This window comes from Parafrankia colletiae (assembly GCF_001854655.1).
GTDB lineage: Bacteria > Actinomycetota > Actinomycetes > Frankiales > Frankiaceae > Parafrankia > Parafrankia colletiae.
In genome coordinates, this window is record NZ_MBLM01000137.1 from 32,617 (window position 1) to 52,521 (window position 19,905).

13 protein-coding genes are annotated in these 19,905 nt (G+C 70.9%); 9 read left to right on the plus strand and 4 right to left on the minus strand.

Annotation, left to right across the window (positions count from 1 at the left end):
- Together CC117_RS23455 and CC117_RS23460 are read right to left on the minus strand one after the other, a co-directional pair.
- Entirely contained in the window at window positions 1–1,308 is a 1,308-nt protein-coding gene (locus CC117_RS23455) for an inorganic phosphate transporter (RefSeq protein WP_084132654.1), read from the minus strand.
- A gap of 143 nt (window positions 1,309–1,451) precedes the next feature.
- Entirely contained in the window at window positions 1,452–2,360 is a 909-nt protein-coding gene (locus CC117_RS23460) for an NADP-dependent oxidoreductase (protein WP_071087678.1), read from the minus strand.
- A 184-nt stretch (window positions 2,361–2,544) separates the two neighbouring features.
- Here CC117_RS23460 and CC117_RS23465 point away from each other — a divergent pair, with 184 nt between their 5' ends.
- The 3 genes from CC117_RS23465 to CC117_RS23475 all read left to right on the plus strand — a co-directional run bounded on the left by CC117_RS23465 (window position 2,545) and on the right by CC117_RS23475 (window position 5,570).
- The gene (locus CC117_RS23465; protein ID WP_071087680.1) at window positions 2,545–3,126 is read left to right on the plus strand and encodes an NADPH-dependent FMN reductase; all 582 of its coding nucleotides are present in this window, start codon (window positions 2,545–2,547) and stop codon (window positions 3,124–3,126) included.
- 217 nt (window positions 3,127–3,343) lie between these two features.
- On the plus strand, window positions 3,344–4,114 hold the full coding sequence (locus tag CC117_RS23470) for a response regulator transcription factor (RefSeq protein WP_071087682.1): 771 nt from the start codon (window positions 3,344–3,346) through the stop codon (window positions 4,112–4,114).
- A gap of 34 nt (window positions 4,115–4,148) precedes the next feature.
- Window positions 4,149–5,570 (plus strand): sensor histidine kinase, encoded by a 1,422-nt coding sequence (locus CC117_RS23475; protein WP_071087684.1) that lies wholly within the window; start codon window positions 4,149–4,151, stop codon window positions 5,568–5,570.
- Here the strand turns inward: CC117_RS23475 and CC117_RS23480 are convergent.
- Window positions 5,545–6,117 carry a hypothetical protein gene (locus CC117_RS23480; RefSeq protein ID WP_071087736.1) on the minus strand — a complete coding sequence of 191 codons (573 nt, stop codon included), beginning with the start codon at window positions 6,115–6,117 and terminating at the stop codon, window positions 5,545–5,547. The genes CC117_RS23475 and CC117_RS23480 overlap by 26 nt on opposite strands.
- A 305-nt stretch (window positions 6,118–6,422) precedes the next feature.
- Between CC117_RS23480 and CC117_RS23485 the strand changes: the two genes are divergently transcribed.
- Entirely contained in the window at window positions 6,423–8,009 is a 1,587-nt protein-coding gene (locus CC117_RS23485; RefSeq protein WP_071087686.1) for a sulfatase family protein, read from the plus strand.
- A 27-nt stretch (window positions 8,010–8,036) separates the two neighbouring features.
- Here CC117_RS23485 and CC117_RS23490 read toward each other — a convergent pair whose 3' ends face one another.
- Complete coding sequence (locus tag CC117_RS23490; RefSeq protein ID WP_071087688.1) at window positions 8,037–8,888, minus strand: TetR/AcrR family transcriptional regulator; 852 nt, start codon at window positions 8,886–8,888, stop codon at window positions 8,037–8,039.
- A 464-nt stretch (window positions 8,889–9,352) separates the two neighbouring features.
- On the opposite strand from CC117_RS23490, the gene CC117_RS23495 reads away from it, so the two are divergent.
- From CC117_RS23495 to CC117_RS23515, 5 genes are all read left to right on the plus strand, one after another.
- Window positions 9,353–10,498, plus strand: coding sequence for an RNA-guided endonuclease InsQ/TnpB family protein (locus CC117_RS23495; protein ID WP_071087690.1), 1,146 nt, complete (start codon window positions 9,353–9,355; stop codon window positions 10,496–10,498).
- Window positions 10,499–10,586: 88 nt separating this feature from the next.
- Window positions 10,587–11,762, plus strand: coding sequence for a cytochrome P450 (locus CC117_RS23500; protein WP_071087692.1), 1,176 nt, complete (start codon window positions 10,587–10,589; stop codon window positions 11,760–11,762).
- Window positions 11,763–12,646: 884 nt separating this feature from the next.
- Window positions 12,647–14,047 (plus strand): family 2B encapsulin nanocompartment shell protein, encoded by a 1,401-nt coding sequence (locus tag CC117_RS23505; RefSeq protein WP_071087694.1) that lies wholly within the window; start codon window positions 12,647–12,649, stop codon window positions 14,045–14,047.
- A gap of 3 nt (window positions 14,048–14,050) precedes the next feature.
- A complete protein-coding gene (locus CC117_RS23510) occupies window positions 14,051–16,354 on the plus strand; it encodes a terpene synthase family protein (protein WP_071087696.1) in 2,304 nt (767 codons plus the stop codon).
- 264 nt (window positions 16,355–16,618) lie between these two features.
- A complete protein-coding gene (locus CC117_RS23515) occupies window positions 16,619–19,750 on the plus strand; it encodes an EAL domain-containing protein (protein WP_071087698.1) in 3,132 nt (1,043 codons plus the stop codon).
- The last annotated feature ends 155 nt before the right edge of the window (window positions 19,751–19,905 follow it).

Here is a 19,905-nt window from a genome sequence, read left to right on the forward strand (position 1 = left end):
CTACAGAGGTGAGCGCGGGTCCGTGCGAGAACCCCGGCCCGCGGTGGACGACTCACCCGCGCCCTCCGACCCGCTGTCCGTGCCTGCGGACCGGCTGTCCCTGCCGGCGGACGGGCCGGGGCCGCCGTGGGCGATCACCGATCCGGCGCCGGGCCGGATCGGGACGATCTCCTCCCCGGCGGGGCCGGCAGGACCTTCGGCGAGATCGGAGCTGATGTCACCGGCCCGGGGGGCGTTGCGCAGGGCCAGCCACAGCGCTGCGAGCAGGGCCAGCAGCACGACGGTGATCAGGCTCGCGGCCAGCGGCTGGAGCGGGATCTGGGTGAGTGCGTACATGCCCGCCGCGCAGCCGGCCGCGAACGGGATGGTGACGATCCAGGCGACGATCAGCCGGGAGAACACCGTCCAGTTCACCGGCGCGGCTCCGTTCGCCGTACCCACCCCGGTGATGGCCCCGGCGACGGTGTGGGTGGTCGAGACCGGCGCCCCCACGGCCGTCGACGCGAAGATGGCCGCCGCTGCCGAGGTCTCCGCGGCGAACCCGCTCACGGGGCGTAGTTCGGTGATGCTCATGCCCATCGTGCGGACCAGCCGCCAGCCGCCGGACATCGTCCCGGCGGCGATCGCGACGTGCGCCGCCAGCACCACCCACAGCGGAATATCGATCTTGTCGCCGCCCTCGAGGTGCCCGGTCGCCACGAGGAGGGCGGCGATCACGCCCATGGTCTTCTGCGCGTCGTTGCCTCCGTGCCCGAGCGAGACCGCCGCGGAGGATGCCAGCTGTGCGAACCGGAAGCCTCGCTCGGTCCGTTCGACGTCACGGCGGGCGAGCAGCAGCCGCAGCACTGCCATCATGATCATTCCCGCCAGCAGGCCGGCGACCGGGGAGATGACCACGAACAGGAGGGTCTTCTGCACGCTGGACGCCTTGATCGCGTCGGTGCCCGCGGCCGCCAGGCCCGCACCGACCAGCCCGCCGACCAGCGCGTGCGACGACGACGTGGGTATGCCCAGATGCCAGGACAGATAGTTCCAGGTGATCGCTCCGAGCAGCGCCGCGAAGATCACCGCCAGGCTGACGAACTCCTCCTTCACCGTGGCCGCCACCGTGTTCGCGACCAGCGTGCCGAACACCGCGAAGGCGACCAGGTTGAAGAAGGCCGCCCAGGCGACAGCCCAGCGCGGGCGCAGTACCCGGGTCGCCACCACCGTCGAGATCGCGTTCGCGGCGTCGTGGAAGCCGTTCGTGTAGTCGAACAGCAGTGCGAGCGCGACGAGCCCGACCAGTGAGACGGTGGTGAGGTCCATGACGCACGGCTACCCGGTCGCGGGTCAACTACATCTGACGAGCGTCGGAACAACAGGACCTGTCCCGGCTGCCCGGCGGGGCGCGACCACGTGCAGATGAACGTTCGCGGTCGGTCAGGGAGGGGTCAGTAGGTGTCAGTAGGTCAGCAGGTCAGCACGACCTTGCCCCGACCGTGGCCGGTGCCGACATCGTGGTGGGCTGCGGCGGCCTGCTCGAGGGGGTAGGCCTGCCGAAGCTCGATCCTGAGTTTTCCCTGCCTGTACAGGGTGACCAGGTCGGACAGTCGGGCGGCGGAACGTTTGCTGCCAAGCCAGCGGACGCCGAGCTCCCGGTAGAGGTCGAAGGCCACGATGGTGCCGATGCGGTGCCGGTCCGCGACGAGCTCGACGGCGGCGCGCAGGCCGTCGGCGCCGGCGGCGTCCAGGCTCGCCGTGACTCCGTGCGGCGCCACGGCACGGACACGGTCGACCAGGCCGTCCCCGTAGGCGACGGGGATCACTCCGAGGGACCGCAGGTAGTCGTGGTTGGCGGGGCTGGCGGTGCCGATCACGGTGGCGCCGTCGAGCCGGGCGAGCTGGACGGCGACGGTGCCCACGGCGCCGGCGGCGGCGTGGACGAGGAAGGTGTCGTCCGGGCCGACCTTGAGTTCCTCGACCGCTGTGTGGGCGGTCTGCCCGGCGCCGGAAAGACCGCCGGCGATCCGCGCGGGCAGCGATGGTGGCCGGGCGACGACCTGGTCGGCGGGGACCACCAGGTACTCCGCGTAGCAGCCCAGCGTGCGGTAGCCGAGGACCTCGTCGCCGGGGGAGAGGCCGGTGACGCCGGGGCCGGGCAGGTCCACCGTCCCGGCGAACTCGTTGCCGAGGATCTGGGGATAGCTCACCTCGATGCCGGGAGGCCCCCAGCCCTGGCGGACGGCGAGGTCGGCCGGCTGCACGCCGGCGGCGCGCACCCGCACCCGGATCTCGCCGGGGCCGGGTTCGGGCCTGGGCAGCTCGATCAGCTGGAGGACATCGGGCGGGCCGGGGGCGAAGAACGCGGCTGCCTTCATGGGTCACGATCTCCTGTTCGTTGCGACCGGCCGAGTGTGCAACCTCAACCTCTGTTGAGGTCAACGGCGCCGGGTCAGGACTTCGCCGGAGACATCCTTGACCTCGACCTGGCTTTAGCTTTTAGCGTCCGGGACAGAGTTCGAGAAGAGCAGGTTCACCGACCTGCGAAACGAGGGGACATCCATGCTGGAGCAGCCCGTCAATGTGGCGGTAATCGTCGGAAGCACCAGGGTGGGGCGCTTCGCCCCGGTCGTCGCGCAGTGGTTCACCAAGCAGGCCGCCGCCCACGATGCGGTCGTCACGAGCGTCATCGACCTCGACGACGTCAGGCTGCCGGAGCGCCTGGGCACCGCCAGCGGCCCGGACGTCGACGAACTGGCGAACGTCACCCGGCAGCTCGCCGCGGCCGACGCCTTCGTCGTGATCACACCCGAGTACAACCACAGCTACCCGGCTGTCCTGAAGACCTTCATCGACTGGCATTTCAACGAATGGCAGGCGAAGCCGGTGGGGTTCGTCTCCTACGGCGGCCAGTCGGGCGGGCTCCGCGCGGTCGAGCACCTGCGCCAGGTGTTCGCCGAGCTGCACGCGGTGACCGTCCGCGACACGGTCAGCTTCCACGGTGCCTGGAACCGGTTCCACCCCGACGGCACGCCGAAGGATCCCGACGGCTGCAACGGCGCCGCCCAGAAGATGATCGCGCAGTTGGCATGGTGGGCGGTCGCGCTCGCCGAGGCCAGGGACAAGCGTCCCTACGCGGCGTGAGCGAGGCCGGCGCCTCTGTGACGTGAGCGGTGGCCTGCCGGGCGTCCCCACGGCGGCCTCGAACGGGACTCACATCTTTCTCGGATGATATGGATGCCGGACCGACGCGGCCTGTCAGCGACGGCGCCCGCCAGCGACGCGGCCCGTCGGCGACGGGCCGCGGCGGTCGGGATGATCTGCGCGGGGTCAGGCCACCGGATCGGAGGGCGCCGGGAACATGGGCGAAGTCGCCGGGAACGTGTATGGGGACGGGCGTGCGCCGCGGCTGCTCGTGGTCGACGACGAGCCGAACATCCTGGACATGCTGGGGATGGCGCTGCGCTTCCACGGCTTCGGCGTGACCCTGGCCCGCTGCGGCCGCGAGGCCACGGCGRCCGTGGCGGCGGACTGCCCGGACCTGCTGGTCCTCGACGTCATGCTCCCGGACTGCGACGGCCTCGACCTGTGCCGCCGCTGGCGCGACCAGGGCATCGACGTCCCGGTGGTGTTCCTCACCGCGCGGGACCGCCACAGTGACAAGGTCGCCGGGCTGACCTACGGCGGGGACGACTACATCACGAAGCCGTTCTCGATCGACGAGCTCGTCGCGCGGGTCCGGGCGGTGCTGCGCCGCAGCCGGCGCCCGGAGCTGGCCGGGCCCGCGACCGCGACCGCGCTGACCTTCGCCGACGTCGTCCTGGACGAGGTGGAACACCGCGTCACCCGTGCCGGCCACCCGGTCGAGCTGGCGCCGACCGAGTTCAGGCTGCTGCGCTACCTGCTGGTGAACCCGAACCGGGTGCTGTCCCGGGAGCAGATCCTCGACGCCGTGTGGAGCCAGGACTACCGCGGTGGGGCGACCGTCGTCGACCAGTACGTGAGCTACCTGCGCCGCAAGCTCGGGGCCTTCGGCCCGCCGCTGATCCACACCCACCGCGGCTTCGGCTACGCCCTGCGAACGGCTGGCCCGGCCGGGCAGGCCGGGCAGGCGGGCCTGGCTCCGGGTTGAGGGCACAGCTGGACGTCGCCGCCGGAGGGTCGCCGTGACGTTGCGGGTCCGCCTGATCGCCGGTCTGCTGGCGTTGCTGGCGGCCTGTCTGGCGATCGTGGGAACGGCGAGCGTGCTGGCCCTGCGCTCGCACCTGGTCAGCCAGACGGACACCCGGCTGCACAGCGCGCAGAGCCTGCTCGGCGCCCGGGGCCTGACCGCGCTCACCCGGCTCGCGCCTCTGCTCGGCGCCGCCGGCCTGGAGCGGGCGGTGGCCCCGACGGACTTCGTGATCGAGCTGCGCCAACCCGACGGTTCGGTGCTCGCGCTGGCCGGCGGGGACGGCCTGTTGCCCCAGGTCGACGACGTCGACGCCCGGATCGCGTCCGGCGGGCCGTTCACCCTGGAGACCTCCCGGGGGCCGTACCGGGTCGTCGTCGGCGCGCTGCCGGGCGGCCTCATAGACCTCGTCGCACTTCCGCTGGGACCGGTGCGGGACACCACGAGCCAGCTGATCCTCATCGAGGTCGTGGCCGGGTCGGCGGTGCTGGCGCTCGGTGGCGGCTGTGCCTGGTTCCTGCTCGGCCGCGGCCTGCGCCCGCTGCGGGACGTCACCCGTACGGCGGTCGCCATCGCGGACGGCGATCTCGCCCGGCGGGTGCCGCACGGCCCGGGCCGGACCGAGACCGACCGGCTCGCCACCGCGCTCAACGTCATGCTGGCGCAGATCCAGCGCGCCTTCGAGGAGCGGGCACGCTCGCAGGACCGGCTGCGGCGGTTCGTCGCCGACGCGTCCCACGAACTGCGGACCCCGCTCACGTCGGTCCGCGGGTACGTCGACCTGCTGCGGCAGGGGGTCGTCCCGCCGGCCGGCAGGGACGACGCGCTGCGGCGGGTGCAGGACGAGACCCGGCGCATGGGCACTCTCGTCGACGACCTGCTCTACCTCGCGCACCTGGATGAGGAGCGGCAGCCCGAACACCGCACCATCGACCTCGCCGCGATCGTGCGGGACGCCGCGGCCGACGCGGCGGCGGTCGAGCCGGACCGCCCGCTGGCGGTGCACGCCCCGCCGGAATGCCAGGTCCGCGGCGACTCCGACGGGCTGCGGCAGGTCGTCGGCAACTTGCTGACCAACATCCGCGTGCACACCCCGGCGGGAACACCGGGCGAGGTCAGCCTGGACGTCTCCGCCGGACGGGTACGGCTCCAGGTGCGCGACGAAGGGCCCGGGCTGGAGCCCGCGGACCTGGAACGAATCTTCGACCGCTTCTACCGCTCGTCCGCCGGCCGGGACCGCGGGCGGGGTGGCAGCGGCCTCGGGATGTCCATTGTCGCCGCGGTGGCCGCCGCCCACGGCGGCACCGCCGAGGCCACGGGCGCCCCCGGCCAGGGCCTGACCGTGCGGATCACACTGCCCGCGGGGCCATCCGGCGCCGACGGTATCGCGATCAGTTCGCCGAGCACGCCCAGCTGATCGATCCCGACAGGGAACGCCCGGCGGCGGTGGCCGCGCTGAAGTCGACAGACCCACCCGTCTGGGTGATGGTCACCGACGCGGGCGCCGCCTCGACGGCGTACCGCTCGGAGTCGGCCGCCAGTACGGAAACGGTGACCAGCGCCGGGTAGGTACCTGGTCCGCTGTAGGCGGCTACTCGAACGCTCTGCGTGACAGTTGCGCCGCCGGTGGCGCCGGTCGCGGATTCGACATAGCGACGCGCGCCGGTCTGGCAGCTGACCGGGGTGCTCACGTGGCCCGCGATGGTGACCGGGCTGGTGATGCTGATGCTGAGCGAGCCGGCGCCCCCGGTTCCCGCGCCGGCCGGCGCCGCCTCGGGCTCGGCTGCGGACGCAGCGGCTGCGGACGCGGACGACTGCGTCGAGGCGGCCGGCGAGTTCGCCCCTGCCGGCGGGGGCGGGTCGGCGGTGGTGTCCCCCACCTGCCCTCGGCAGGCCGCCGAGGCGAGGAGCAGCCCGCCGGTGAGCACCGCCGCACCGGCACGGACCCGTCGCTGCTGATGCATGACATTCTCCTGGACTGGGTGAGCCATGTGACCGGTGCGCCGGCCGGATCTCTCCGGCCGGCGGCGGCCGGCGGCGGCGCCGGCCCCGGTGCCGGTGGATACCGACCCGACCAGCGCATCAGTCATGCCTCTGAAACCCGTCTGAGGCGCGTGTGCCCCACATGTGCTCCTCACATGTTCTCCACATCCGGGCCGCATTCTCCGTACACGACCGCAGGGTGGGCTGGTCGCATGCGGAAGCAGACTCCGAACAGTGGTCCACAGGCAGCGCACTCCCCGGTCCGTGCCCGGACGGGAGACCGGTGATGGCACGGCATCGCCGTCTCGGTCGGCGGGCCCGTCTCGGGGCCGCTGGCCTGGCGAGCTGCGTCGCGCTGACGGCGCTGGCCGCGCTGAGCGCCACCGCCACGCCCGGCGGGGCAGCGGATACCGCGGCCACCAGACTGGCGGCGGCGGACACGGCGGCCGGCGGCGAGCAGCCCAACTTCGTGATGATCCTCGCCGACGACCTCGATCAGACGACCTCGCCGTACTGGGAGGCGATGCCGCGCACCGCCGCCCTGATCAGGGACACCGGGCTGACCTTCACGGACGGGTTCGCGCCGACGCCGATCTGCTGCCCGGCCCGCGGCACCATCCTGACCGGGAAGTACGGCCACAACACCGGGGTGCTCACCAACGCCGGTGACACCGGTGGATGGGCGACGTTCGCCCGCAACGGCAACGAGGAGCACACGTTCGCCCGGTATCTCGAGGACGGCGGCTACCGCACCGGTCTGGCCGGAAAGTACATGAACGGTATCGAGGACGACCCGACGCACATTCCGCCGGGCTGGTCGGAGTGGTACGGCAGCGTCGACAACAACTTCTACACCGGCTACAACTACACGCTGAACGAGAACGGCACCCTCGTGGACTATGGGGATGAAACGACCAGCTACTCCACCGACGTGGTGGCCGCGAAGTCCACCGACTTCATCCGCCGCGCGGCCGCCGACGACACCCCGTTCTTCTGGTATGYGGCCTCGACCGCCCCGCATCTGCCGCTGCCCCCGGCACCGCGGCACGCGGACAATCCCTTCGCCGGCGCCGCCGCTCCGCGCACCCCGAACTACGACGAGGCCGACGTCTCCGACAAGCCGTGGTGGCTGCAGGAAAGCGCGCAGGCCCGATCGGCCCGGGTGGCGGCGGTCAACGACCTGGACTACCAGGACAGGATGGGCTCGCTGTACGCGCTCGACGAGATGGTCGAGGGCATCGTGCGGACGCTGCGCGACACCGGCGAACTCGACAACACCTATCTGGTGTTCACCTCGGACAACGGCTACAACCTCGGCTCCCACCGGCTGACCCAGAAGATGGCCCCGTACGAGGAGTCCATGCGGATCCCGCTGGTGGTCGCGGGGCCGGGAGTGATCCCCGGCACGGACGGGCACATGGTCGCGCTCATCGACCTCGCCCCCACCTTCCTCGATCTGGCGGGAGTTCCCGTTCCCGCCGACATCGACGGCCAGTCGCTGGCTCCGCTCCTGCGCGGTGAGGCGCCGCAGTCCTGGCGCACCGACCTCCTCGGCCAGTACGCCGGTCCGGGCGTCGACGGCCAGGACGGGGTCGTCCAGGAACAGGTGGAGAACGTCACCGGTGTGTTCCTGGACCTGCCGCCGTGGAGTGGCCTTCGGACCGAAGACCACCTCTATGTCCGTTGGTACGACGCCGACCGGGCTCCCCGCGTCCACGAGCGGGAGCTCTACGACCTGACCGCCGACCCCTACCAGCTCGTCAACCTGCTGGCGACTCCGCAGGGCCGGCACGAGAACGCCGCCCTCGTCGCCCAGCTCGACGCGCGCCTCGACAGGCTGGCCACCTGCTCCGGGGCATCCTGCCGGAGCTGATCCCAGGATCAGCCGGGATCCCAGGAATCAGTCCGGGCCGATCTGGCCGGGTACGGGGGGAACGGCCGGGGGTCGGTCTGGGGCCGGCTGACCGGGCACCGGGAGGGTGCCCGGCGGCCGGCCGCGGACCGCCTCGACCAGCAGCCCGATGGCCCAGGTGACGGTGCTGGTCGCCTGGGCGGCGTCCAGCTTCCAGCCGGTGATCAGTCGTTCGAAGGTCGGCAGGTTCCAGAGCACGTCGATGGCGGCGGCGGCTTCCAGGCGCTGCTCCTGGGACCAGGAGGACGGCGCTGCCTCGGTCACGGCCCGCAGCAGCGCGGCGCGGCGGCGCTCGTCCTCGGCCACGAACGGGGGCTGCGGGTAGGCGGCCACGCCGCGCCAGACCTCGAACGTCGACAGCGACGCGAGGACACGGTCGGCCAGGGCCGGGAGGTCGTCCAGTCGAAGCTGGTCGTAGGAGAGGCCCACCTCCTCCTCCAGCCGCCCCATCACCGCGTCGTGCAGCTGCCGCTCCGTCGCGAAGTGCCGGTAGACGGTCCGTTCGCTGACGCCGGCCCGGTCCGCGACGGCGCGGAAGGTCAGGCTGCTCCAGTCCCAGGTCGGAAAGCCGTGGACCAGCGCCGACCCGGCCGCGACGATGCGTTCGCGGGTCTCGGCGGCACGCCTGCGCCGCAGCGGGCTGTCGTACCGGCGCCGGTCCGGGGAAGCGCCGTCCTCTTCGCTCTCGCCCTCGGCGCGGTCGTCATCGTCACCGCCGAACGCGCCGGAACCGTCGTCGCCGGAACCGTCGCCGCCGTCGGTGGTGTGGACGGAGGTGCCGGTGCCGGCGGTGTGCGTGATGCCGGCGGTGTCATCGTCAGGGTGTGCCGACGCGGCCATGTGGAGGCAGTCTACTGACGGGATCTCCACAGGGTGTAGACGGATGCCGGGCCCGCCCGGCACGCTCCGGGGCCGCGGACCGCGCCTGGCTTTCGTGTCAGGTGGGTTCCGCCCATAAGCACACGCCGTGCGCCTGCGCCGGGAGCCTGCGCGCGGGCCCGGCGAGCCCGACCGTGCAGCCGGGATGCGGAGAGGTTGACGTGAGTGATTTCGCGTCAGTACTGTGACACAACACAAGTTTCTGGTCTCGCAGCTGCGGATGTTCGCGTGCCGGGCGAGGGCAGCAGAGGCGCAGGTTCGCCCGCCGGTATCCCGACTCCGGGGAACGGTCCGGCGCGGGCTCCGAGACAGAAAGGTCCGACCGGTGACCGAGAAAGGTAGCCCGCAGGCCCCGCCCCTCAGGGCAGGGTTAGTGCATCGACTCYGGTGTCAAGGTGACAGCGGCGTGATGTATTCTGCCGGCTATGGTGATTCGGGTGGTGAAGCGGGCATATCACTACCGCTTCTACCCGAATCCGGAACAGGCGGAGAATCTTTCGAAGACGTTCGGCTGTGTCCGCTACGTCTACAATCGGGCACTGGCCGAACGGCACCGGGCATGGGCCCTGGAACAGCGCCGGGTCAGCCACGCCGAGACCGACAGGATGCTCACCGGGTGGAAACGCGACCCGGGCACGCTGTGGCTCGCCGAGCCGTCGAAGGGGCCGCTGCAGGCGACGTTGCGCCACCTGCAGACGGCGTACGTCAACTTCTGGCAGAAGCGGGCCGGCTACCCCTCCTTCAAGAAGAAGGGGAAGACGACCGACTCGGCGACCTACTTCCGCAACTGCTTCGCCTTCCGGGATGGCAGGCTGACGCTGGCGAAACAGTCGGCGCCGCTGGAGGTCGTCTGGTCGAGGCCGCTGCCCGAGGGGGCCGACCCGTCGCAGGTCACCGTGTCGCGGAACTCCCGCGGCCAGTACCACGTGTCGATCCTCGTCGAGGACGTGGTGTCCGACCTGCCTGCGACGGGTGCGGCGGTGGGTCTCGACATGGGTGTGTCGTCGCTGGTCACCCTGTCGAACGCAGAGAAGGCCGCGAACCCGAGGCACGAGCGCCGCGACCGGGAACGGCTCGCCCGCGCGCAGCGGGACCTGTCCCGCAGGCAGAAGGGCTCCCGCAACCGGGCCAGGGCCCGCGCAAGGGTCGCGAGGATCCATGGGCGGATCTCGGACCGTCGCCGCGACGGCCTGCACGCACTGTCCACGGCGATCATCCGCGAGAACCAGGTGGTGGTCGTCGAGGACCTGGCGGTTCGGAACATGGTCCGCAGTCACAGCCTTGCCCGTGCGATCTCGGACGCGGGGTGGCGGGATCTGCGGGCCATGCTGGAGTACAAGGCCCGCTGGTATGGGCGGACGGTCATCGCCATCGATCGGTGGTACCCGTCGTCCAGGACGTGTTCGGCGTGTGGGGCGCTGGCCGAATCGTTGCCGCTGGATATCCGGGAGTGGACGTGCCACCGGTGCGGCGCGCACCACGACCGGGATGTGAACGCGGCCAGGAACATACTCGCGGCGGGRCTCGCCGTGAAAGCCTGTGGAGACGGAGTGAGACCACTCCGCTCCTAGAGCGGGGAGGCGTCTGTCAGTGAAGCAGGAACCTGTATCGCGAGGTCCGGGAATCCCCTCTCTTCAGGGAGGGGAGGATGCCAATGACGTGTACTGGGACCCGTTCGACAAGGTCATCGACGTCGACCCGTATCCGGTCTGGCGCCGGCTGCGCGACGAGCATCCGCTGTACCGCAACGACAGGTACGACTTCTTCGCGGTCTCGCGGCACGCCGACGTCGACGCCGTCCACCTGGACCCGAAGACGTACAGCTCGGCCTACGGCACCATCCTGGAGATCATGGGTGAGGAGCCGATCCCGCCCGGCTTCCTGATCTTCTCCGACCCGCCGGTGCACAACACGCTGCGGACGCTGGTCTCCCGCGCCTTCACACCCCGGCGCATCGCCGCGCTGGAGGGGCAGGTCCGCTCGGTGTGTGCCGAGCTGCTCGACCCGCAGGTGGGCGGAGGCGGATTCGACTACATCCAGGACTTCGCCGCGGTGCTCCCGTCCATGGTGATCTCCGCGTTCATCGGTGTCGACCCCTCCGACCGGGAGGAGGTCCGCCGGATGATCGACACGACCTTCCACATCGAGGAGGGCGCCGGGATGATCAACGAGGTCTCCATGGCGGCCACCAGGCGGCTGCGGGATTTCTTCGCCGCGCAGATCGAGGACCGCCGCGCGTCCCCTCGTGACGACATGATCACCGCGCTCGTCCAGGCCGAGGTGAAGGRCGGCGACGGTAMCCRCAGCCTCACCACCTCCGAGGCGGCGACCATCACCAACGAGATGGTCAGCGCCGGCACCGAGACCGTCGCCCGGCTGCTCGGCTGGGCCTGCGTCCTGCTCGACGCCCATCCCGACCAGCGGGCCGACCTGGCCGCCGACTCCTCGCTGATCCCGAACGCCATCGAGGAGACGCTGCGGTACGAGGCGCCCTCTCCGGTGCAGGCGCGCAAGGTCATGCGGGATGTCGAGCTGTACGGGACGACCGTGCCCGCCGGCTCCCGGATCCTGATGCTGACCGCCTCGGCCGGGCGGGACGAGCGCAAGTACGACGACCCCGACCGCTACGACGTCCGCCGGAACTTCGACAGTCACGTCTCGTTCGGCCACGGCGTCCACTTCTGCCTCGGTGCCGCACTGGCCCGGCTGGAGGGGCGGATCGCGATCGAGGAGACCCTGCGCCGCTTCCCGAACTGGGGCGTCGACCACGACAACGCGGTGCGGCTGCACACCAGCACCGTGCGCGGTTACGAGAAGCTGCCGATCGCGGTCTGAGCGCCGCCCGCCGGCTGTCGGCCGGTCGACCTGACCGCGGGTGCTGTCGGGTCGACCGGCCGTCTGCGTTCGAGGGCCCGTACCGGGCCACTGCTGCGCGCGCCTGCCTGGACCACGGAACGGGTCCGCATCCTTGTCCTCCGGTACCCGGGCGGTGGCGTTCGAGGGCCGTGACGGGTGCCCTCGGTAGCTCTCCGGCTAGCCAGATCGAGCTATGGGTGCTCCCGGGACATCCTCAGTCCGGGCCGGTACCCGAGGTGCGGTGGCTACGGACTGTGCGTGGCTGCCGGTCGGCTTCCCCGCGTCGTCCGGCGGAGGAACCGAAGCGGYGGTGCCCGGCGCGCTGGAATGTCGCGCCGAAATATTCGACAGGGAACGGCAAACGCCTCCACCAATGCCACGGCGGCGRCACCCGCAGGAGAGAAGATTGCCGGGAGACGGCGGCGCGCCCAGGGCGTCGTTGATCTACCGGCAACCGGCCGGCGGCCGTACCGCCGGAGACCGGTGTCCGGATGCGTGACGAGGTTCCTCACCCGGTGTGCTCGGAACAGGAAAAGGGCTGGACCAGGACGGACCATCACCTCGAACCAGCCCTTGATTGGTTATCGGAAGTTCTTGCCGCGCCCGGGGGAGGTGCGGRAAGCTCACATCGCGCCGGATGGCGTTTGTTCAACGCGGCCGAGTCGGCGCCCCGCACCATGCGCGTTCTGCCGGTGATGTATGTCCGGCGATGTATGTCGTGAAGCACATCGGGGGATTTTGCCGTCGGCATGTCCGCCGCCCTGTCATGGCCGTTCCGTGGACCTGTGGTGCCGTGGAAACGGGTAACCATAACAGTTTTTTCGTCGTGTACAGACGTGAGAGACAGATGGGTGATGCATGCCATGACCGAGCCTGTGAACGTCACCACCGGAACCGATCTCGCTGATCAGCTGAGCCTCAGCACCGCGGCCGCGCGGAATCTCGCCACGACCACCAAATCCGTGCCGCAGATGCAGGAGATCACCTCCCGCTGGCTGCTGCGGGTACTGCCGTGGGTCCACACGGCTGGTGGTGTGTACCGCGTCAACCGGCGTCTGACCTACATCGCCGGTGACGGTCTGGTCTCCTTCACGAACACCGGATCCGACATCCGCGTCGTCCCGGCGGAGCTCACCGAGCTGCCGCTGCTGCGGGGCTTCGACGGTGGGGAGCTCACGACGCTCGCCGACAGTTTCGTCCAGCGGGAGTACTCCGCCGGGGACGTCATCGTCGAGGCCGGCAACGCCGCGGACGAGGTCATCCTCGTCGCCTACGGCAAGGTGGGCCGGTTCGGCCCCGGTGCCTACGACGAGGAGCGGTCGCTGGGCATCCTCAGCACCGGCGAGTACTTCGGCGAGCAGGCGCTGACCGAGCCGGACGCGACCTGGGACCACACGGCCCGCGCCCTCACAGGGACGACCGTGCTCGTGCTTCCCCGTCAGCGGTTCCAGGAGATCCTCGACGCGTCCGAAACGCTGCGGGCCTGGGTGGACGACTACCGGAGCCGCCCCGCACCCGCGCAGAACCGGCACGGCGAGGCGGAGATCTCGATCTCGTCCGGCCATGTCGGCGAGGAGGTCCTGCCGGGGACGTTCGTCGACTACGAGCTGGCTCCCCGGGAGTACGAGCTCAGCGTCGCGCAGACCGTGCTGAGGGTCCACAGCCGGGTCGCCGACCTGTACAACGAGCCGATCAACCAGCTGGAGCAGCAGCTGCGGCTCACCGTCGAGGCGCTGCGCGAGCGCCAGGAGCACGAGCTGGTGAACAACCGCGACTTCGGTCTGCTGCACAACGCCGACCTGCGCCAGCGCGTCCACACCCGGAGCGGCCCGCCAACCCCGGACGACCTCGACGAGCTGCTGAGCCGCCGCCGCAGCACCCATGTTCTGCTCGCGCACCCGCGGGCCATCGCCGCGTTCGGGCGGGAGTGCACCGCGCGCGGCATCTACCCGGCCACCGCACTGTTCCACGACCAGCAYGTGCCGGCCTGGCGCGGCGTTCCGCTGCTGCCGGTGAACAAGATTCCGGTCAGTGCGGCGGGGAGYACGTCGATTCTCGCGCTGCGCACCGGCGAGGAGAACCAGGGCGTGATCGGGCTGAACCACGTCGGCCTGCCCGACGARCTGGAGCCGGGACTTTCCGTGCGGTTCATGGGCATCAACGAGAAGGCGATCATCTCCTATCTCGTGACGACCTACTACTCCGCCGCCGTTCTCGTCCCGGACGCGCTCGGGGTGCTGGAGAACGTGGAGATCGGTCGCTAGGGCATGCAGCCCTTCACGCTGCCGCGTTTCTACGTACCCTATCCGGCCCGGTGCAGCCCGAATCTCGCATCGGCCCRCACCCACAGCCGGGAGTGGGCCGCCGAGATGGGAATGATCGGAGCCCCCGGCGACGGGGTGATGGTCTGGAGCGAGCGCGACTTCGACGCGCACGACTATGCCCTGCTGTGCGCCTACACCCATCCGGACGCGTCTCCCGCACGGCTTGACCTGATCACCGACTGGTACGTCTGGGTCTTCTATTTCGACGATCATTTTCTCGAACTCTTCAAGAGGACCGGCGACATGGCCGGTGCGCGCGGCTACCTCGATCGGCTTCGTGCCTTCATGCCCCTCGACGGCGCGATCGACGCAACACCGGAGAACCCGGTCGAAAGGGGCCTGGGCGATCTGTGGGTGCGAACGGTGCCGGATCGGACGGCGGCCTGGCGACACCGTTTCGTGCAGAGCACCCGCAACCTGCTGGACGAATCGTTGTGGGAACTCGCCAACATCAACGAGAACCGGGTGGCGAACCCGGTCGAGTACATCGAGATGCGGCGCAAGGTCGGCGGCGCGCCCTGGTCGGCGAACCTCGTCGAGCACGCCGCGGATGCCGAGGTGCCGGCCGGGATCGCAGGCCTGCGGCCGATGCGGGTGCTGCGTGACACGTTCGCCGACGCGATCCACCTGCGCAACGACCTGTTCTCCTACCAGCGGGAGGTCGAGTCCGAAGGCGAGCTGAGCAACGGCGTGCTGGTCACCGAGCGGTTCCTCGGCTGCCCCACGCAGACCGCAGCCGACCTCGTCAACGACCTGCTCACCTCCCGGCTGCACCAGTTCGAGCACACGGCGCTGAGCGAGGTCCCGCCGATGCTCGAGGAACGCGGGGTCGACCCGGCCGCCCGCGCAGCTGTGCTCGCCTACGTGAAGGGCCTGCAGGACTGGCAGTCAGGGGGTCACGAGTGGCACCTGCGCTCCAGCCGCTACATGAACGAGGGCGCGGCCGGAACGGTGGCCCTCCCGGCCGGGGCGGGGGTGCTCCCGGCCGGGCCGGCGGGGCTGGGGACGTCCGCCGCCCGAGTACTGGAATCGATCGTGGTGACGGCGCCGCAGCGGCTGCGCGCGTTCAGCCACGTGCCCTTCGAGGTCATCGGCAAGGTGCGCGCACCCGACCCGTACATGCCCTTCTCCGCCGGCGAGAACCGGCATCTGGCCGGCGCTCGTCGGGAGACTGTCCGCTGGTCCCGCGCCATGGGCCTGCTTGACCCGGTGCCCGGCATCTGGGACGAGCACAAGCTCCGCTCCTACGACTTCCCGCTCTGCTCCGCGGGAATCGCTCCGGCGGCGGGCCGGGACGAGCTGGATCTTTCCGCCCACTGGCTCACCTGGGGCACCTACGCCGACGACTACTACCCGGTGGTCTTCGGGCGGACGCGGGACCTCGCCGGTGCGAAGGCGTGCACCGAGCGGCTGAAGGAGTTCCTGCCGGTGGAGTTCGGGGCGGTGACCGACGCGATGCCGCCGCCGGTCATTCCGCTGGAACGGGCGCTGGCCGATCTGTGGGTGCGCACCGCGTCGCCGCTGAGCCCGCACGGGCGCCGCGTCTTCCGGGCCGCGATCGAGGTGATGATCGACAGCTGGCTCTGGGAGCTGGACAACCACGCCGCGAACCGGGTACCCGACCCGATCGACTATCTGGAGATGCGGCGCGCGACCTTCGGCTCGGACCTGACCATGAGCCTGGCCCGCCTGAGCCTCGCCCGCGTGGGCCAGGCCGGGTCGGGCCAGGCCGGGTCGGACGAGGAACCGGCCGTGCCGGCCGAGGTGTTCGCGGCGCGGCCGGTCCGAGCGCTGGAGAACTCCGCCGCGGACTACGCCGCGCTGCTCAACGACATCTTCTCCTGTCAGAAGGAGATCCAGTTCGAGGGAGAGCTCAACAACGGCGTGCTGGTGATGCGTACCTTTCTCGACTGCTCGACGGAACGTGCCGTGGCGGTTGTCAACGACCTCATGACGGCCCGTATGCACCAGTTCGAGCACATTGTCGATCGTGAGCTGCCTGCCCTGTTCGCCGCGTACGGCCTGACCGACCAGGCTAGGGACGGGCTGCTGCGGTATGTCGCCGACCTGAAGAACTGGCTGGCCGCGGTACTGCGGTGGCATCAGCGCACCCGTCGGTACGACGAGGGCGAGCTCCGGGCGCATCCGGCGGCCGGCGTCCCGCCCTTCGGCTCCCCGACCGGGCTGGGCACCTCCGCCGCCCGCCTCGCCAGCACGGCCCGCCTCGCTACCCGCGCTGGCTTCTGAGCACRCTCCTCGGACCAGCCCCTAGCCTCTCCGTTACCCAGGGACACCGACTCGACGCTGTCTGTTGACAGATTCTTTCAGTGTCGGGTCGACAGTGTGCTCCGGAGCAGTGTCACCGGGTAATGGAGGGGCGTGGCTTGGCAGTGGACGGGCGCAGGCCCGGGAACGGGAAACGGCTCTCGCGGCCGCAACCGCGACAACGGCCAAGGCGTTCGTCCGGGGCGGAGCGCGTCGGACGAACCCCCGCAGGAGGGGGGCGGCATCGTGTCGACGGCAAGGGCCGGCGGGGCGCTCCGCGGCGTGCTCGTCGGTGACCGCGGCTTCTTTCTCATGCCACCGCTGGTCGGCAGTGTGTTCCTGCTGGTGCTGCTGGTCGTTCCCGGCTCGCCGGGCTATCTGTGCCCGCCCCTCGCCGTGGCGGCCGGGCTGGGCGCGGCGACGGTGGCCGCGACCGTCGCCGTTCCCGGCGAGAACCTGCGGGTGTTCCGTGCCCTGGCTCTCGCCTCGTCGGTGACGATGACGGCTGCCATCGTGTTCGCGCTGCTCCGGGAGGGCTCCGCGGAGCTGGCGTTGACCCTGCTGTTCTGGTTTCCGTGGGTGGGCGGCCAGATCGGGCTTGTCTGGTCCCGGCTCAGCGTCGCCCTGACACACGCGGCGCTGGTGGCGGTCGTCGTGCTGGGCGCCCTCAGCGGCTACGGGCGGCTGGCCGCGTTCCCGCTCGCGAAGGCCGCCTGTGGCCTGAGCGTCCTCGCCGCCGCCTACTTCACCTACACCTTGTTCCAGCGGGGGCGCGGACGTTCCTTCACCGACCCGCTGACCGCGCTGTCGAGCCGGGCGGGGCTGATCCAGGCGGGCGATCCAGTCGTCGCCGAGATCCTGGTGACCGGGCGGCGGGCCGTGCTGATGGTCGTCGACCTCGACCACTTCAAGGAGATCAACACCGCGTTCGGCTACGAGGCGGGCGACGAGGTGCTCCGGGGGTTCGCCCGCTGGCTGCGGCTGGTGAAACCAGCCCCGCTGGTCGCCGCCCGGCTCGGCGGGGACAAGTTCGCGCTGCTGCTGCCCGGAGGGCCGATGGAGAACGGCGGGGCGTGCCCGCCGGCGACAGCAGACCCCGCACTCACCGCCTTCGGCCGCGGCATCCTCGAACAGCTCGACGGGCGGCTGCGGATCGGCGGCGTGGACGTCGAGGTGGAGGCCACCGTCGGTGTCACCGCCGCCCCGGCCAGCGGTGACCGGATCACCTCGCTGCTGTCCTGCGCCGACGCCGCGCTGGCCGACGCGAGACGCAGCGGCGAGCGGGTCGGCGTGTGGACGACGGGAATGGCCGCCGTCCAGCCCTGGGAACTCGCCCTGCACGCACAGCTGCGATCCGCGATCAACGAGGGCGAGCTGGAGCTGTTCTACCAGCCGATGCGGGAGACGGCGACCGGGCGGCTGGTCGGTGTCGAGGCGCTGATGCGCTGGCGGCACCCCGTCCGCGGGCTGCTGCCGCCAGGCTCGTTCCTCCCGATGGCCGAGCGCTCCTCGCTGATCGTCGAACTGACCTGGTGGGAGCTGGACGAGGCGTTGCGCCAGTGTGCCCGCTGGCGCGCGCAGGGCATCCGGGTGGATGTCTCCGCGAACCTGTCGCCGCGCATGCTCGTCGTGGACGAGCTCCCCGCCGTCGTCGCCGAGCGGCTGGCGGCCTACGACCTCCCGCCCGACATCCTCACCCTCGAGATCACCGAGAACGCGCTCGTCTCCCAGCCGGCGCGGGCCGCGTCGATGCTCGGCGAGCTGCGGATCTCCGGGGTGAAGCTGTCCATGGACGACTTCGGGACCGGCTACAACTCCATGGAGATCCTCAAGGCGCTGACCTTCGACGAGATCAAGATCGACAGGAGCTTCGTCGCGGACGCCCAGGGCAGCCTGCCGGACATCGCGATCGTGCGTTCGGTCGTCGACCTGGGGCACCGCCTCGGGCTGCGTGTCGTCGGCGAGGGGATCGAGGACGAGCCCAGCGAGCGGATCCTGACCGAGCTCGGCTGCGACCTCCTCCAGGGCGACGCCCTGTCGCCTCCGCTGCCGGCGCGGGACCTTGCCCCGCTGCTCGCCGCCGGACCACAGCGCGACACCCGCCACGGGTCGCCCGTCGCCGGCTACGCGCCAGCGGCCTGCCGGAGCCGGCCCGAGCGGCCGACCACGGAGCAGCCGACCGTGGCGCGGGAGGCTGCCGAGGCACGAAACAGCGCCGCGGGTACGGCGCCGCCACCCGTAGTGGAGGCAGGGACACCGACGGCGCCATGGTCAGCCGTGGCGCAGGACGACGAGCAGGCGGACGTCGAGGCCACCGGGCGGACCAAGCGGTGCTGGGCCGAGGGCGGCCTGGCCGCGCCCCTCCCCGTGGACGAGGATGCCCGGCTGGCCGCGCTGCACAGCCAGCGGCTCCTCGGCACCCCGCCGGAGATCGAGTTCGACCAGATGGCGACCCTCGCAGCCCAGATCGCCGAATGCACCTACGCCCACGTCGTACTCGTCGACGCCGACCGGGAGTGGTTCAAGTCCTGGCACGGCCTGAAGATCGATGTTCTGGCCGGCCGGGTGGGCGTGGCCTCCCACGCGGTCTCGTCGGGTGACTATCTCGAGGTCGCGGACGCCAGGAAGGACATGCGTTTCGCCCACATCGTCCAGGTCGACCCGGATGTCCCGGTGCGTTTCTTCGCCGGGGCGCCGCTGCGGACGTCCGAAGGGCACGTCCTGGGCGCGCTGTGCGTGTCTGACCGGATGCCGCGCAGGCTTGCGCCGGGCCAGCGCCGCGCGCTGCACCGCCTCGCGGACCAGACGGTGCGACTGTGCGACGCACGCCGCGAACGTCTGATGGGCGAGGAGATCACCGAGGCGCTGCGCCAGCTTGACGAATTGTGGCATCCGGAGGACCTGCCCGCCGCGGCCACTCTGATCGCGGACGTCGTGCGCTCGCTGAGCGGCGCGGACGCCGTCGGGGTGATGCTCGCGAAGCTGCCGGGCGCGACGGTGTTCGAGGCCGCCGGTTCGTCCGTGTCGCCGGGAACCGAGCCGCTGACCCAGGTGGGCGCCCGGGTGAACCCCGACGACGACGCCGCCCTGCGCGCGTTGTCCCAGCTGCGTGATCCGCTGTTCATCGCGGATCCGACCGGGACGCCGCTCATCCCGGCTGAGCGGGTCCAGAAGCTGAAGATCGGCTCCGCGCTGGTGATCCCGTTTCCCGACGAGGGCGGCCTGCTGGGTTTCGTCGCTGTCCGGTGGACGTATCCGTTGAAACGGGTGGAGCCCTCGGTCATGCGTGCGGTGACCCTGTTCACCACATCGGCGCGGTACACCCTGCACCGCCTGTGGGTGGCGCAGCGCCCCGCACAGCACGGCAAAGGGGCATGAAAAGAAACGCTGAAAAGCCCATGAAACCCGYCCGCCGGCAGGCTTCGTACGAACATGCCATGTCCGGCGGCTACCGATTCCGATGCAGTGCTGTGGGCTGCGGGTGAACATGCCGGTGCCGCTGCTCGTTTAGCGCTCCCCGAACCCCCTGGGGT